Raw genomic sequence first — 16,690 nt, 5'->3', positions numbered from 1 at the left:
GGATGCAACTGCATTTCCCCGCTTCTCAGCGCTTACCTACTGTAATACTGTTGCACCCGGCCTGCTTCGCTGGTGTAGCAACCAGTCACCGGGCCCGGGAGCAGTTCCGTAACCTACGCGGCAATACACTTATTTGCCTGGTTCTGCCTTTCCCGGTGGGGAATGAACCCGCGTAGCCTTTACAGGAACGCTCGCAAGAGCGGCCTTCTGAATTCCCTGCGGTTTTTCCCGCATCGCATATAATTGTGTAATAAATACTCACACTCTTTATCCGGACGTACCGGACACTTCCCAATAAAAGTCAAAACTGTAAAAGACGGGTGAATAATACTCACGCCAACCGTAACGCCTCACGGCACAGCGCTGGTCTCGTTGGAGTCATTTTATGAAGTTGCCCTTTAAACCACATCTGCTTGTCCTTCTCTGCAGTGCCGGGCTGCTTGCCGCCTCAGGCGTCATGTTTGTCAAAAGCCGTGCAACGGAACCCGTTGCGCCAGCCCCCGTCGCACAACAACCGGCTGCACCGGCTACGCCTGCCGCAGCACAACCCGCCCCTGTCGTCGCGCCAACGTATTCTGCCGCGCAGATCGATCAGTGGGTTGCTCCCATCGCGCTCTACCCGGACGCCCTGCTGTCACAAATTTTAATGGCCTCGACTTACCCGGCCAACGTGATCCAGGCGGCCCAGTGGTCAAAAGATAACCCTAAAATGGAAGGGGACGCCGCGATTCAGGCCGTCGCCAGCCAGCCATGGGATCCCAGCGTAAAATCGCTGGTCGCCTTCCCTCAGCTTATGTCGCTAATGGGAGAAAACCCGCCGTGGGTTCAAAATTTAGGTGATGCGTTCCTCGCGCAACCAAAAGATGTGATGGATTCCGTTCAGCGCCTGCGCGCGCTGGCACAGAAGACCGGCGCCCTGCAATCGACGCCTCAGCAGACGGTCACCACCGTCACAAAACCGGCACCGGCGAAAACCAGCACCGCCGAATCAACCACAACCACCGCGTCTGCGCCCGCCCCAACGGTGATCAAAATTGAATCCGCCGACCCGCAGGTCGTTTACGTTCCCACCTATAACCCCAATACGGTTTACGGGACCTGGCCAAACACCGCCTATCCACCAACTTATCTCCCTCCGTCAACCGGGGAGCAGTTTGGTAACAGCTTCGTCAACGGCTTAGGTTTCAGCCTGGGTGTCGCCACAACCTATGCCATTTTCAGCAGCATTGACTGGGATGATGACGATGACTGGGATCATCACCATGACGACTGGGATAATCACGGCGGCTATAACCGCAACGGTGATAACAACATCAATATTAACGTTGAGAACTTCAATAAAATCAGCGGACAGCGCCTGACGGACGCCAACCGTACCTGGCAGCATAACCCGGCTTATCGGGAAGGTGTGCCCTACCCCACGAATCAGCTCAACTCGCGATTCCACTCCACCAGCACGGCAACCGGGTTAAGTTCAACACAGCAAAAACCGGTTAACCGCGACAGCCAGCGTCAGGCGGCCCTGAGCCAGATGGAGAAATCAACGGGTAAAACCTTCCCCCAAACGGCGCGTCCCGCCACGAAAGATATGCAACGTCAGGCCTCAAGCGAACAGCTGAAGCAGATTTCGCAACGCAATAACTACCGTGGCTACGACACCAACCCGCAGACGGTGAAGCGCGCCACCACGCAGCAGCGAGAAAACCGTCAGGCTGCAACCCAGAGACAAGAGAAACGAGTCTCACAACCTGCGCAGCAGCGAAACAGCCAGCCCCGGGCCAACGCGCTGAGCGGAAACGACAGCCGCTCCGCGAACTGGCAGGCGCAGCAGCAACGTGGTGCGCAAAGCAGACAACTCGCCGCCCGCCAGCAGCAGACGCGTCAGGCATCTGCTGGACGTGCTGAACGCCGTGAAATTCGACATCGCTAAGGGAACCGACATGAAAAGTAAACTTCTCAGTGGACTGGTGCTGTTCATGCTTTCCGCTTCGGCGATGGCGCAGCAAGCCTTCACCACGCCCGACCAGGCGACCGATGCGCTGGCAAAAGCCATTAGCGAGCATAACGAGCGCGCGATGAGCAATCTGCTTGGCGAGAACTGGCGCGATTTTCTCCCCCCGGAAGGCGTTGACCCGGATGCCGTCGATCGTTTCCTGCGCGACTGGAAAGTGCGTCATAACACCGTTGTCGAAGGGGATACGGCGCATCTCGTCGTTGGCGACAGCGGCTGGCAGCTTCCTATTCCGGTGATTAAAACCAGCGCTGGCTGGCAATTCGATATCAAAGAAGGTGCTGAAGAGATCCTGACCCGCGAAATCGGACGTAACGAGCTCGCCGCTATTGAAGCGTTACATGCCTATGTTGATGCGCAGCAAAGCTACTTTGCGATGAACCAAACCTACGCGCAGAAGATTGTGAGTTCGGAAGGGAAAAAAGATGGTTTGTACTGGCCCGCGTCACCCGGTGAAGCTCCCAGCCCGCTCGGCCCGGCATTTAGCCCGAAAGAGCCGGGTACCGGCTATCACGGCTACCGTTTCCGGATCCTGCCGGAGAGCAACGGTTTTGCGATGGTGGCCTGGCCGGTCAGCTATGGCCAGACGGGCGTAATGAGCTTTGTGATAAACCAGGACGACAAGGTTTACCAGGCCGATCTCGGTAGCGATTCGGCGCAGAAAGCCCAGGCGATAACCTCATATAATCCGGATAAAACCTGGCAGCCCGTCGCGCCCTGAATGCCGCCAACGGGCTGAGTGTTGTAAGCCGGGTGTGGCAGCGCTGCCACCCGGCTTTTTAACTTACAGAATATTGGCGACCGATTTCGCCAGCTGCGCTTCGAGAACCGGTTTCGCTTCCTCGAACTTGAGATTCACTTTGTTAGCGTTCGATACCACGCGGGTCTGATACTTCGCGCGATCGCCCTGCTCGCTGCTGGTCTGCAGTTTCACGCCAGACGTCCCCTGACGCAGCGCCGCGATGTTATCGGTAGTAACTTTCGCTTTGCTACGCTCAGAGATCTGCAGGTCGGTTACCATGGTGTAGTTCACATCTTCCACCATCGCATCGGCAGCCATGCCGATCAGACCAGCCGCCAGACCTACGCCCAGCGCCGCCCCCGAAGAATTACTGTTATAGGCAGTGATACCGGCACCCAGTGCAGCGCCAACGGCGGCACCTTCGTAACCGGTTTTCAAATAGCCCTGGGCTTCGCGCAGGTCCATTTTGTCTGCTTTAAGGACGTTAGCCTGCACCCAGTAGTAGGCGCTGTCAGGCGAGGACGTGACTTTGTACCCTTTGGCGCTCAGATCGTTTGCCAGCAGCGTCTGCAGGTTGCTCATGTCTTTATCAGAGGTATTTTTGACCTGAATGTAGACCGTCTTCTCACTGGATGGCTCAAGCCAGATGGTTTCACTCATCTGCGTTTTTACTTCCAGGTTGCGCTTCTTCACCGCCGTCGTCATCGCGCCGCACCCGGTCAGCGTCATCACTGCCGCTAATAAGCCAATCCCCATCACTTTCTTCAAAGACATGTTATTTCCTTTTTGCGTGTAATCAAAAATCCAGATCGTTAACCGTGCGGCCAGTAGCTACACAATGGTGAAAAAAGTATCGGCAGACAGACGCAAATTTTTAGGGGAAATAACAATAAGTTACCTACCATAACGGGTAGTTTTCAGGCAAAAAAAACGCCTCCAGAGGAGGCGTCAGGCAATCACGGAAGAAACTTACTTCTTCTTCGCTTTTGCGTTTGGCAGGTCGGTAATGCTGCCTTCGAACACTTCTGCCGCCAGGCCAACGGACTCGTGCAGAGTCGGGTGAGCGTGGATGGTCAGCGCGATGTCTTCCGCGTCACAGCCCATTTCGATAGCCAGACCGATTTCACCCAGCAGCTCGCCGCCGTTGGTACCGACAATCGCACCACCGATAACGCGGTGAGTCTCTTTGTCGAAGATCAGTTTGGTCATACCGTCTGCGCAGTCGGACGCGATAGCACGGCCAGAAGCCGCCCACGGGAAGGTGGCCGTTTCGTAGCTGATGCCTTTCTCTTTCGCTTCTTTCTCAGTCAGACCCACCCATGCAACTTCTGGCTCGGTGTAAGCGATAGATGGGATCACTTTCGGATCGAAGTAGTGTTTCATGCCCGCGATAACTTCAGCGGCAACGTGACCTTCGTGAACACCTTTGTGCGCCAGCATTGGCTGACCGACGATATCGCCGATAGCAAAGATGTGCGGCACGTTAGTGCGCAGCTGTTTGTCAACGCGGATGAAGCCACGGTCGTCCACTTCCACGCCAGCTTTGCCCGCGTCGAGGTTTTTACCGTTCGGCACACGACCGATAGCCACCAGCACGGCGTCGTAACGCTGTGGTTCGGATGGGGCTTTTTTGCCTTCCATGGAAACGTAAATACCGTCTTCTTTCGCTTCAACGGCAGTCACTTTGGTTTCCAGCATCAGGTTGAATTTCTTGCTGATGCGTTTGGTGAAGACTTTAACGATGTCTTTGTCTGCAGCCGGGATAACCTGGTCGAACATTTCAACCACGTCGATCTCTGAACCCAGCGCATGGTATACGGTACCCATTTCCAGACCGATGATACCGCCGCCCATAACCAGCAGGCGTTTTGGAACGGTTTTCAGTTCCAGTGCATCGGTGGAATCCCACACGCGTGGATCTTCATGTGGAATGAATGGCAGTTCGATTGGGCGAGAGCCTGCCGCGATGATCGCGTTGTCGAAGTTGATCACGGTTTTGCCGTTTTCGCCTTCAACTTCCAGGGTGTTCGCACCGGTGAATTTACCCAGACCGTTAACCACTTTCACTTTACGGCCTTTGGCCATACCCGCCAGACCGCCGGTCAGCTGAGTGATAACTTTCTCTTTCCAGGTACGAATCTTGTCGATATCGGTTTTCGGCTCGCCGAAGACGATACCGTGTTCAGCCAGTGCTTTGGCTTCTTCGATAACTTTCGCTACGTGCAGCAGCGCTTTAGAAGGGATACAGCCGACGTTCAGACAAACACCGCCGAGAGTGCTGTAACGTTCTACGATGACGGTTTCCAGACCTAAATCCGCTGCGCGGAATGCTGCGGAGTAACCTGCTGGGCCTGCCCCAAGTACTACGACCTGAGTTTTGATTTCTGTGCTCATCATGACCTCTTAATTTATACCCGTCGTCCACCGGGTCGTTCTATCCGCCCGTATTTTACAAAATTGTTAACAATTTTGAAACAACAAACGGCTCACGAATTATCGCTTACACCAATAACCTCATAAACCCCATGAGATTATCAGAAAAAAGCCGGCCGACCGGCCGGCTTTTCGATTACATCACCAGGCGGCGAATGTCGCTCAGCATGTTGTTGATGATGGTGATGAAACGCGCACCATCAGCACCGTCGATCACGCGGTGGTCGAAGGACAGAGAGATTGGCATCATCAGACGCGGCACGAACTCTTTGCCATTCCACACCGGCTCCATCGCGGACTTGGACACACCGAGGATCGCCACTTCCGGCGCGTTAACAATCGGTGCGAAGTGGGTCGTACCCAGGCCGCCGATGCTGGAGATAGTGAAGCAGCCGCCCTGCATTTCGCCGGCAGTCAGCTTACCATCACGCGCTTTTTTGGAGATGGTGGTCAGTTCACGGGACAGCTCAGTAATGCTCTTCTTGTTCACGTCTTTGAAGACCGGAACAACCAGACCATTTGGCGTATCAACCGCAACACCGATGTTGATGTATTTCTTCAGCGTCAGCTTCTGGCCGTCTTCGGACAGAGAGCTGTTGAAGCGTGGCATCTGCTCAAGGGCAGCGGCAACGGCTTTCATGATGAAGACCACTGGGGTGAATTTCACGTCCAGTTTACGCTTCTCAGCTTCCGCGTTCTGCTGTTTACGGAACGCTTCCAGATCGGTGATATCGGTTTTGTCGAAGTGCGTAACGTGCGGGATCATCACCCAGTTACGGCTCAGGTTCGCACCAGAAATTTTCTGGATACGGCCCAGTTCCACTTCTTCGATTTCGCCGAACTTGCTGAAGTCCACTTTCGGCCATGGCAGCATGCCCGGGATACCGCCGCCAGCGGCTGCAGCAGGTGCAGCTTCGGCGCGTTTCACCGCGTCCTTCACATAGGCCTGAACGTCTTCGCGCAGGATACGACCTTTACGGCCGGTCCCTTTCACTTTCGCCAGGTTCACACCGAACTCGCGCGCCAGGCGACGAATCAGCGGGGTCGCGTGGACGTAAGCATCATTTTCAGCGAACTCAGATTTTTCAGCTTTAGCAGCAGGGGCAGCGGCAGGTTTAGCAGCCTGAGCCGGTGCAGCGGCAGGTGCCGGAGCAGCCGCGGCAGCCGGAGCTGCGGCAGGCGCAGCGCCTTCCACTTCGAAGACCATGATCAGAGAGCCGGTAGACACTTTGTCGCCGGTGCTGATCTTGATCTCTTTAACGGTACCCGCGAACGGCGCAGGCACTTCCATAGACGCTTTGTCGCCTTCTACGGTGATCAGTGACTGTTCAGCGGCAACTTTGTCGCCCACTTTCACCATCACTTCGGTCACTTCAACTTCGTCACCGCCGATGTCCGGTACGTTAACGTCTTTCACGCCGCCGGCAGCAGCAGGTGCAGCGGCCGGAGCCGGAGCAGCTGCCTGAGCAGGCGCGGCGGCAGGTGCAGCACCCGCCACTTCGAAGATCATGATCAGGGAGCCGGTAGACACTTTGTCGCCGGTGTTGATCTTGATCTCTTTAACGGTACCCGCGAATGGCGCTGGCACTTCCATAGAGGCTTTGTCGCCTTCTACGGTGATCAGAGACTGCTCAGCCGCTACGGTATCGCCCACTTTCACCAGGATCTCAGTGACTTCAACTTCGTCACCGCCGATGTCAGGCACGTTCACTTCTTTTGCTGCTGCGGCAGCTGCTGGAGCAGCGGCGGCCGGAGCGGCTTTCTTCTCTTCCTGCGCAGGTGCAGCAGCTGCTGCACCGTCGGCGGAATCGAAAATCATGATCAGTTTGCCGGTCTCGGTTTTATCGCCAACAGAGACTTTGATCTCTTTAACGATGCCAGCCTGAGGAGACGGGACTTCCATAGAGGCTTTGTCGCCTTCTACGGTGATCAGCGACTGTTCAGCTTCAACTTTGTCGCCTACTTTGACCAGGATCTCGGTGATTTCAACTTCATCAGCCCCGATGTCCGGTACATTGATTTCGATAGCCATTATTCTTTTACCTCTTACGCCAGACGCGGGTTAACTTTTTCTGCATCGATGTTGAATTTGGTGATTGCGTCCGCAACCACTTTCTTATCGATTTCGCCACGTTTAGCCAGTTCGCCCAGTGCTGCTACAACCACGTAAGAAGCATCAACTTCGAAGTGGTGACGCAGGTTTTCGCGGCTGTCAGAACGACCGAAGCCGTCAGTACCCAGAACGCGATAATCATCAGCTGGAACGTAAGTACGAACCTGCTCAGCGAACAGTTTCATATAGTCAGTAGACGCCACCGCTGGCGCGTCGTTCATCACCTGAGCGATGTACGGAACGCGTGGAGTTTCCAGTGGGTGCAGCATGTTCCAGCGCTCACAATCCTGGCCATCACGCGCCAGTTCAGTGAAGGAGGTCACGCTGTACACGTCGGAACCTACACCGTAGTCCTTCGCCAGGATCTGTGCCGCTTCACGTACGTGACGCAGGATAGAACCGGAGCCCAGCAGCTGAACTTTACCTTTGCTACCTTCGAGGGTTTCGAGTTTGTAGATACCTTTACGGATACCTTCCTCGGCACCTGCTGGCATTGCCGGCATGTGGTAGTTTTCGTTCAGGGTGGTGATGTAGTAGTAAATGTTCTCTTGCGCTTCACCGTACATGCGATGCAGACCGTCATGCATGATGACTGCCACTTCGTACGCGTAAGCCGGGTCGTAAGAGATACAGTTAGGGATAGTCAGAGACTGAATGTGGCTGTGGCCATCTTCGTGCTGCAGACCTTCACCGTTCAGGGTCGTACGACCGGAAGTCCCACCGATCAGGAAGCCGCGAGCCTGCTGGTCGCCTGCCTGCCAGCACAGATCACCGATACGCTGGAACCCGAACATGGAGTAGTAGATGTAGAACGGGATCATCGGCAGGTTGTTGGTGCTGTAAGAGGTCGCAGCAGCCAGCCAGGATGCGCCTGCACCCAGCTCGTTGATACCTTCCTGCAGGATCTGACCTTTCTCGTCTTCTTTGTAGTATGCAACCTGCTCACGGTCCTGCGGGGTGTACTGCTGGCCGTTCGGGCTGTAGATACCGATCTGACGGAACAGACCTTCCATACCGAAAGTACGCGCTTCGTCGGCGATGATTGGCACCAGACGATCTTTGATCGACTTGTTCTTCAGCATCACGTTCAGGGCACGAACGAAAGCGATAGTGGTAGAGATCTCTTTGTTCTGCTCTTCCAGCAGCTGAGAGAAGTCTTCCAGTGCTGGCAGTTCCAGCTTCTCGGTGAAGTTAGGCTGACGAGCTGGCAGGTAGCCTTTCAGCGCCTGACGACGTTCGTGCAGGTACTTGTACTCTTCAGAACCTTCCGGGAAGGTGATGTAAGACAGGTTTTCAACCTGCTCATCGGTGACTGGAACGTTGAAACGGTCGCGGATATAGCGCACGCCGTCCATGTTCATTTTCTTAACCTGGTGAGCGATGTTTTTACCTTCTGCGGTATCACCCATGCCGTAACCTTTGATGGTGTGGGCCAGGATAACGGTCGCTTTACCTTTGGTTTCGCGCGCTTTTTTCAGTGCTGCGTAGATTTTCTTCGGATCGTGACCACCACGGTTCAGCGCCCAGATCTGCTCATCAGTCCAGTCTGCAACCAGTGCGGCGGTTTCAGGGTATTTGCCGAAGAAGTGCTCACGCACGTAGGCACCGTCTTTGGATTTGAAGGTCTGGTAGTCACCGTCAACGGTTTCGTTCATCAGCTGGATCAGTTTACCGCTGGTATCTTTACGCAGCAGCTCGTCCCAACGGGAACCCCACATGACTTTGATCACGTTCCAGCCCGCACCCGCGAAGATGCCTTCCAGTTCGTTGATGATCTTGCCGTTACCGGTTACCGGACCATCCAGACGCTGCAGGTTACAGTTGATGATGAAGCACAGGTTGTCCAGCTTCTCACGGGTCGCGATGGTGATCGCACCTTTAGATTCTGGCTCATCCATCTCGCCGTCGCCCAGGAAGGCGTATACGGTCTGCTCAGAGGTGTCTTTCAGACCACGGTGTTCCAGGTACTTCAGGAATTTAGCCTGATAGATCGCACCGATTGGGCCCAGACCCATGGATACGGTCGGGAACTGCCAGAATTCAGGCATCAGTTTAGGGTGCGGGTAAGAAGACAGACCTTTACCGTGAACTTCCTGACGGAAGTTGTTCATCTGCTCTTCAGTCAGACGACCTTCCAGGAATGCACGTGCATAGATGCCCGGAGAGATGTGGCCCTGGAAGTACACCAGATCGCCGCCGTCTTTCTCGTTCGCTGCACGGAAGAAGTGGTTGAAGCACACTTCGTAAACGGTCGCAGAGGACTGGAAGGATGCCATGTGGCCACCCAGTTCCAGGTCTTTCTTGGATGCGCGCAGAACGGTCATGATGGCGTTCCAGCGAATTGCAGAACGGATACGACGTTCCAGATCCAGATTGCCCGGGTATTCCGGTTCGTCTTCAACGGCAATCGTGTTTACGTAGTTGCTAGCCCCTGCACCTGAAGCAACCTTCACGCCGCCTTTGCGGGCTTCAGAAAGCAGCTGATCAATCAGATACTGAGCGCGCTCAACACCTTCTTCACGGATGACCGATTCGATCGCCTGTAGCCAGTCGCGAGTTTCGATCGGATCCACGTCATTTTGGAGACGTTCTGACATGGGGGTATTCCTTATCTATCTAATACGTTGATTTGTCTGGAACCTGTCCCATTGTGCTCTTGGGCAAGAACACAATAAGACAGGTTCTGCGTTTAGTTGCCGCGCTCTAAAAGTACCTGGCGCTTAATCCTTTCGTTGCTGTATGCGGCGTAATGAACGTTCGCGACGCGATTGTTCACGGCTGCGGTCCAGCAAGATTTCCTCAATGAAAGCCAGATGTCGGTGCGACGCTTCGCGCGCCTGCTCCGGTTCCCCGGCCATTATCGCCTCGAATACTCGGGTGCGATGGTTGCTTACCAGTGGGAGCATGTCCCGACGGGCATACAACAATTCAAAATTTTGACGAACGTTCTGGGCCAGCATCGGCTCCATGCAGCGTAGCAGATGGAGGAGCACCACATTGTGTGCCGCTTCGGTGACGGCGATTTGATACTGGACGACGGCGCTGGACTCGGCGTCTAAATCGCCGGACTGCTGTGCCCGTTCAATGGCCTGATGCAGCTCGCGGATACGCACGCGATCTTCATCAGTGCTGCGAAGGGCGGCGTAATAGGCCGCAATACCTTCAAGCGCGTGACGGGTCTCAAGCAGATCAAACTGGGATTCTGGGTGGTCAGAGAGAAGTTCTACCAGCGGATCGCTGAAGCTCTGCCACAGGCTGTTTTGCACAAAAGTTCCGCCGCCCTGACGACGAAGCAGCAAGCCCTTAGCTTCGAGGCGTTGAATCGCCTCACGCAAAGAGGGACGTGAAACGTCGAACTGTTTTGCCAGTTCGCGTTCTGGCGGAAGTTTCTCACCCGGGCGCAGAGTCCCTTCGAGGATTAAAAACTCCAGCTGCTGCTCAATCACATCAGATAGTTTTGGTTGGCGAATTTTGCTGTAGGCCATATTCCCTGTCTTACGCCTTTTTGCCCGGAGTCAATTGGTCTTACCAATTTCTATTTCGTATCGCTAAAGTAACAAAGTATTCACCTTCTGTCCATATTGGTTTTGATTGAAATCAGTAAACCCTGCACATTTTAACAACCTTACAGAAATAACGTTTCAGAAATGTAACTTTGCACAAATGAGTTGATTACCCCTAAAGAGGAAGTTTTAACCATAATGAAACGAGGGTTTTTGCAATCTGAAGCGATTCAACAAAGCAAATAATGAAATTTCGCCCACTTATGGCGAATTTCTATTCTATAGGTTGGGATAAGAAGAATGAGCGGAACGATTTACAAATGCTTTCTTTTTATTCAACTCGTCATCCGTGCGTCATAAAGCAGGTGCATTCGCAGGCACTTACCACTATTCTGGCGCTTACGGAAGAGTTCTCCGCTTTTTTCGGTCTTATTAACCGTAAAGAAATAAATACAGAAAATGGATATTCATAATTACACACGCTCAGCGTGAACATAACAACCACACACGAGGTTTCAAATGGAAGCTCAACAGCACGGCGATCAGCTAAAGCGCGGGCTTAAAAACCGCCATATTCAGCTCATCGCACTGGGCGGTGCTATCGGAACCGGCCTGTTTCTGGGTAGCGCATCCGTTATCCAGTCAGCCGGTCCAGGCATTATTCTGGGGTACGCCATCGCAGGCTTTATCGCCTTTCTGATTATGCGTCAGTTGGGTGAAATGGTCGTTGAAGAGCCAGTGGCGGGCTCGTTCAGCCATTTTGCATACAAGTACTGGGGCAGTTTCGCCGGTTTCGCCTCTGGCTGGAACTACTGGGTACTGTACGTGCTGGTTGCGATGGCCGAGCTTACCGCCGTCGGGAAATACATTCAGTTCTGGTACCCCGAGATCCCAACCTGGGCCTCCGCGGCGGCCTTCTTCGTCATTATCAACGCCATTAACCTGACCAACGTAAAAGTGTTTGGTGAAATGGAATTCTGGTTTGCGATTATTAAAGTGATTGCCGTGGTGGCGATGATCATCTTTGGCGGCTGGCTGCTGTTCAGCGGCAACGGTGGCCCACAGGCAACCGTTCGCAACCTCTGGGAACAGGGCGGCTTCCTGCCTCACGGCATGACGGGGCTGGTGATGATGATGGCGATCATCATGTTCTCCTTTGGTGGTCTGGAGCTGGTGGGGATCACCGCCGCTGAAGCAGACAATCCGGAGCAGAGCATTCCCAAAGCCACTAACCAGGTTATCTACCGTATTCTGATCTTCTATGTGGGTTCGCTGGCCGTACTGCTCTCCCTGCTGCCGTGGACGCGCGTCACTGCTGACACCAGCCCGTTTGTGCTGATCTTCCACGAACTTGGCGATACCGTTGTAGCGAATGCGCTTAACATCGTTGTACTGACGGCGGCGCTCTCCGTTTACAACAGCTGTGTCTATTGCAACAGCCGTATGCTGTTCGGCCTGGCGCAGCAGGGTAACGCGCCGAAAGCGCTGCTCAACGTCGATAAACGCGGCGTACCGGTAAACACCATTATCGTATCAGCCATCGTGACCGCGCTGTGCGTACTCATTAACTACATGGCGCCAGAATCGGCGTTTGGTCTGCTGATGGCGCTGGTGGTCTCTGCCCTGGTCATCAACTGGGCGATGATCAGCCTGGCACACATCAAGTTCCGCCGTGCGAAACAGCAGCAGGGCGTCACCACGCGCTTCCCTGCCCTGTTCTACCCGCTGGGTAACTGGGTTTGCCTGCTGTTTATGGCGGCCGTGCTGGTCATCATGCTGATCACACCGGGTATGGCGATTTCCGTTTACCTGATCCCGGTCTGGATTGCCGTGCTCGGCGTCGGCTATCTGTTCAGCCAGAAAAGCCGTAAAGCCATGAAGGCCCACTAAGCCTCCTTCTGCGGTACCTGCTTTTGCGGGTACCGCACGTTGTTACCTCCCTCACACTTTCACCTCCACAGCGCTTTTATCCATATCACCGCCCTGATACTGCAACGCATATATTCCTTCGCCAGCAAATAATTCTCTCCATACCGCAAACCGGAGAGCAGTCTATGGATAACGCTAAACTGTCAGTAAAAGAAAAGATCGGCTACGGGATGGGCGATGCAGGTTGCAACATCATCTTTGGCGCCATCATGCTGTTTGTGAACTATTTTTACACCGATATTTTTGGTCTGGCGCCGGCGCTGGTGGGCGTACTGCTGCTCTCCGTGCGCGTTATTGATGCCGTCACCGACCCGATTATGGGCGCGATTGCCGACCGTACCCGCAGCAAATACGGTCGGTTTCGTCCATGGCTGCTGTGGATTGCCTTCCCCTACGCACTGTTCAGCATCCTGATGTTCACCACGCCAGAGTGGAGCTATAACAGCAAAGTTATCTATGCGTTTGTCACCTACTTCCTGCTCTCTTTGACCTATACGGCAATCAATATTCCCTACTGCTCGCTGGGCGGGGTGATTACCAACGACCCTAAAGAGCGCGTCGCCTGCCAGTCATATCGCTTCGTGCTGGTCGGTATCGCCACGCTGCTGCTGTCCCTGACGCTGCTGCCGATGGCGGACTGGTTCGGAGGAGAGGACAAAGCCAAAGGCTACCAGATGGCAATGACCGTGCTGGCGCTGATTGGAACCTGTATGTTCCTGTTCTGCTTCGCCACCGTGCGCGAGCGTGTCCGCCCGGCAGTCCAGACCAATGACCAGCTGAAAAACGACCTGAAAGACGTGTGGAAGAACGACCAGTGGGTACGCATTCTGCTCCTGACCCTGTGCAACGTCTGCCCCGGCTTTATTCGCATGGCGGCTACCATGTATTACGTGACCTGGGTGATGGGCCAGAGTACCCACTTTGCCACCCTGTTTATCAGTCTGGGCGTGGTGGGCATGATGCTCGGCAGCATGCCGGCGAAAGTGCTGACCGACCGCTGGTGTAAGCTGAAGGTCTTCTTCTGGACCAATATCGTGCTGGCGATTTTCTCAACGGCCTTTTACTTCTTCGACCCAAAAGCCACCCTAACCATTGTGGTGCTCTACGTCCTGCTGAATATCCTGCACCAGATCCCATCTCCGCTGCACTGGTCGCTGATGGCCGACGTCGATGACTACGGCGAGTGGAAAACCGGGAAACGCATCACCGGGATCAGCTTCTCCGGCAACATCTTCTTCCTGAAGCTGGGGCTGGCGATTGCCGGGGCAATGGTCGGCTTCCTGCTCTCCAGGTACGGCTACGATGCCGGAGCGAAAGCGCAAAGCGCGGATGCGATTAACGGTATTGTCCTGCTGTTTACCGTCATTCCGGGCATCGGGTATCTCATTACCGCAGGCGTGGTACGTCTGCTGAAGGTTGACCGTGAAACGATGAAGCGGATCCAGGAGGACCTGGAGAAGCGTCGCAACAACTATCGCGAGCTGAACGAGTATCAGGAACTCAGCGTCGCTGAGACAAAATAAGGAAAGTCGCATGCAAACCTGGCCAAACCCGTTTATTGAACAACGCGCCGATCCGTATATTTTGCACCACGAGGGGCAATATTATTTTATCGCCTCGGTGCCGCAGTACGACAGACTGGCGATCCGTCGCGCGGACTCGCTGGAAGGGCTACGCGACGCTGAAGAGGTGACGGTCTGGCGAAAACCCGAGACCGGCCCAATGAGTCAGCTCATCTGGGCCCCGGAACTGCACCACATCGACGGCAAGTGGTACATCTATTTTGCCGCGGCGCACACGCAGGCGCTCGATGCGCTCGGGATGTTCCAGCACCGCATGTTTGCCATTGAATGTGCCGACCGCGATCCGCTTACCGGCAGATGGGTGGAAAAAGGGCAAATCAAAACCCCGTTCGATACCTTCGCCCTGGACGCTACCACCTTTGTTCATCAGGGTAAACGCTGGTATCTGTGGGCGCAAAAAGCGCCGGATATCAACGGAAACTCCAACCTCTACCTGTGCGAAATGGCGAACCCGTGGACGCTGAAAGGCGAGCCGGTGATGCTCAGCAAGCCGGAGTATGACTGGGAATGCCGTGGGTTCCGGGTCAACGAAGGCCCGGCGGTACTGGTTCACGACGATAAGCTGTTTATCAGCTATTCCGCCAGCGCCACCGATGAAAACTACTGCATGGGTCTGGTGTGGATAAACCGCAACGCCGATCCGCAAAACCCGGCGAACTGGCACAAATCTCCGCGCCCGGTATTCGCCACCAGCTATGAAAACCGCCAGTACGGGCCGGGCCATAACAGCTTCACGAAGACCCCAGACGGGGAAGATGTGCTGGTGTATCACGCCAGAAACTACACCGAAATAGAAGGCGATCCGCTATACGATCCCAACCGCCACACCCGCCTGAAGCGCATTCGCTGGAACGAAAACGGGATGCCTGATTTCGGCATCCCGCCTGCGGATACGCTTTAATCGTTACGGCACGCTGGCTTACACCAGCGTGCCGTAAATCGTCAGCAGCGCCACCACAACCACCACCACAAACGAAGTCTTCTTCGCCATTGAGACGGCGGCTTTCGGCGTTTCAATTTTGTCGGTATGCGGTTCGCGCGCCAGGGAGAACTGCGCCAGACGTGTTAACACCTGGTACTGTGAGGTATGGCGGTCGGCAAGAGAAGCGAACCATGCGGGCAGCGCTTTTTCGCCGTGGCCAATTAACGCATACACCACGCCTACCAGACGCACCGGGAGCCAGTCGAGCACATGCAGGATGGCATCAATCCCGGACAGCAAACGCTCATGCGGCGTCAGGTAACGGGCAAGCCAGGTCTGCCAGGCGCGAAGAAAAGCATAACCCATCAGCAGGACCGGTCCCCACGGCCCGCCCACCACAAACCAGAACAGCGGCGCCAGGTAGTAGCGGAAGTTAATCCACAGCAGCGCGTTTTGCAGCTCGCGCAGGAATTCGCGTTCATCGCAATCCGGCGGCACGCCGTGGATCAGCGTCAGTTCGCTCGCCATGGCACCGCGCGCGTGGGCATCATCACGCGACGCGGCTTTAAGATAAGCGTGGTAGTGCAAACGCACCTTCCCTGCGCCAATGCACAGGACACCGAGCAGGATCCACACCACCAGCAGCGGCACGTTGAAAAACAGTCCGTACAGCGAGCGCAGCAGCAGGAAGGTAATGACCATCACCCCGGCCATCATCAGCAGCGTACGCAGCATAGAAAAGTGCTTAATCCGGCGGAAAAACACCTCCAGCCGGTGGTCCAGATGCCAGTGCTCGCCGAGTTTAAACAGGCGTTCAGCGATGATAACCAGCAGCATGGTAAACAACGTCATGGTATCTCCTTATTCTGACGACGCGTTGAGCATGGCGCGAAACCGGGGCCAGTCAAAGGCCGGGCCAGGATCGGTTTTTCGCGTCGGGGCAATATCACTGTGTCCCGTAATATTGTCGGCGATGGCCGGATAGCGCCCGATAAGCGCGCGGGTTACGGCCACTAATTGTTGATACTGTGAATCGGTGTAGGGCGTGGTATCAGTGCCTTCCAGTTCGATGCCGATGGAGAAATCGTTGCAGCGTTCGCGCCCATGATACAACGACACCCCGGCATGCCAGGCGCGCTTATCAAAAGGAACGTACTGAACCACTTCACCATCACGGCGAATCAGGCAGTGAGCCGACACGCGCAGATGCGCAATCTCAGCGAAGAAAGGATGCGCATCGGGATCTATCGTTCCCGTGAATAACGCGTCAATCCACGGACCGCCAAATTCACCCGGCGGGAGACTAATATTATGAATAACCAGCAGTGTGGGCTTTTCATCCTCCGGGCGGCAGTCGTGGTGCGGCGAGGGCACATGCCGCGCATCCACCAGCCATCCGTTTTCTAACAACATGCTGGAACTCCTTATGTATGGTGCTGTTACTCGGTTCAGAG

At 54.9% G+C, this 16,690-nt stretch carries 12 protein-coding genes; 5 read left to right on the top strand and 7 right to left on the bottom strand.

What is annotated here, in order from left to right; all coding sequences use genetic code 11:
* Window positions 1-385 precede the first annotated feature (385 nt).
* Both C5687_RS06670 and C5687_RS06665 read left to right on the top strand, forming a co-directional pair.
* The gene (locus tag C5687_RS06670; protein WP_104556627.1) at window positions 386-1,930 is read left to right on the top strand and encodes a DUF3300 domain-containing protein; all 1,545 of its coding nucleotides are present in this window, start codon (window positions 386-388) and stop codon (window positions 1,928-1,930) included.
* A 10-nt stretch (window positions 1,931-1,940) separates the two neighbouring features.
* Entirely contained in the window at window positions 1,941-2,732 is a 792-nt protein-coding gene (locus tag C5687_RS06665; protein WP_104556626.1) for a DUF2950 domain-containing protein, read from the top strand.
* 63 nt (window positions 2,733-2,795) lie between these two features.
* Here the strand turns inward: C5687_RS06665 and traT are convergent, their stop codons facing one another.
* The 5 genes from traT to pdhR form a co-directional block, all read right to left on the bottom strand.
* Window positions 2,796-3,527: a conjugal transfer complement resistance protein TraT gene (gene traT / locus C5687_RS06660; RefSeq protein ID WP_025756777.1), complete on the bottom strand. Its 732-nt coding sequence runs from the start codon at window positions 3,525-3,527 to the stop codon at window positions 2,796-2,798.
* Window positions 3,528-3,722: 195 nt separating this feature from the next.
* Window positions 3,723-5,147 (bottom strand): dihydrolipoyl dehydrogenase, encoded by a 1,425-nt coding sequence (gene lpdA, locus C5687_RS06655; protein WP_003856313.1) that lies wholly within the window; start codon window positions 5,145-5,147, stop codon window positions 3,723-3,725.
* A 175-nt stretch (window positions 5,148-5,322) separates the two neighbouring features.
* Window positions 5,323-7,218, bottom strand: a complete 1,896-nt coding sequence (gene aceF / locus C5687_RS06650; protein WP_025756776.1) for a pyruvate dehydrogenase complex dihydrolipoyllysine-residue acetyltransferase — start codon at window positions 7,216-7,218, stop codon at window positions 5,323-5,325.
* Between the two features lie 14 nt (window positions 7,219-7,232).
* Window positions 7,233-9,896: a pyruvate dehydrogenase (acetyl-transferring), homodimeric type gene (aceE, locus tag C5687_RS06645; protein ID WP_025756775.1), complete on the bottom strand. Its 2,664-nt coding sequence runs from the start codon at window positions 9,894-9,896 to the stop codon at window positions 7,233-7,235.
* A 123-nt stretch (window positions 9,897-10,019) separates the two neighbouring features.
* The gene (gene pdhR / locus C5687_RS06640) at window positions 10,020-10,784 is read right to left on the bottom strand and encodes a pyruvate dehydrogenase complex transcriptional repressor PdhR (RefSeq protein ID WP_008501960.1); all 765 of its coding nucleotides are present in this window, start codon (window positions 10,782-10,784) and stop codon (window positions 10,020-10,022) included.
* Between the two features lie 537 nt (window positions 10,785-11,321).
* Between pdhR and aroP the strand changes: the two genes are divergently transcribed.
* The 3 genes from aroP (at window position 11,322) to C5687_RS06620 (ending at window position 15,215) form a co-directional block, all read left to right on the top strand.
* The gene (gene aroP / locus C5687_RS06630; RefSeq protein WP_045284782.1) at window positions 11,322-12,692 is read left to right on the top strand and encodes an aromatic amino acid transporter AroP; all 1,371 of its coding nucleotides are present in this window, start codon (window positions 11,322-11,324) and stop codon (window positions 12,690-12,692) included.
* A gap of 164 nt (window positions 12,693-12,856) precedes the next feature.
* A complete protein-coding gene (locus C5687_RS06625) occupies window positions 12,857-14,254 on the top strand; it encodes a glycoside-pentoside-hexuronide (GPH):cation symporter (RefSeq protein WP_104556625.1) in 1,398 nt (465 codons plus the stop codon).
* 10 nt (window positions 14,255-14,264) lie between these two features.
* Window positions 14,265-15,215 (top strand): glycoside hydrolase family 43 protein, encoded by a 951-nt coding sequence (locus C5687_RS06620; protein WP_104556624.1) that lies wholly within the window; start codon window positions 14,265-14,267, stop codon window positions 15,213-15,215.
* Between the two features lie 18 nt (window positions 15,216-15,233).
* On the opposite strand, the gene ampE is transcribed toward C5687_RS06620, so the two are convergent.
* Window positions 15,234-16,088, bottom strand: a complete 855-nt coding sequence (gene ampE, locus C5687_RS06615) for a beta-lactamase regulator AmpE (protein ID WP_095441666.1) — start codon at window positions 16,086-16,088, stop codon at window positions 15,234-15,236.
* 9 nt (window positions 16,089-16,097) lie between these two features.
* Window positions 16,098-16,649, bottom strand: coding sequence for a 1,6-anhydro-N-acetylmuramyl-L-alanine amidase AmpD (gene ampD, locus C5687_RS06610; RefSeq protein WP_047957759.1), 552 nt, complete (start codon window positions 16,647-16,649; stop codon window positions 16,098-16,100).
* Between the last annotated feature and the right edge of the window lie 41 nt (window positions 16,650-16,690).

The sequence above is a fragment of the Enterobacter sichuanensis genome (assembly GCF_002939185.1).
Lineage (GTDB): Bacteria > Pseudomonadota > Gammaproteobacteria > Enterobacterales > Enterobacteriaceae > Enterobacter > Enterobacter sichuanensis.
This window is presented reverse-complemented; position numbering and strand designations above follow the sequence as displayed.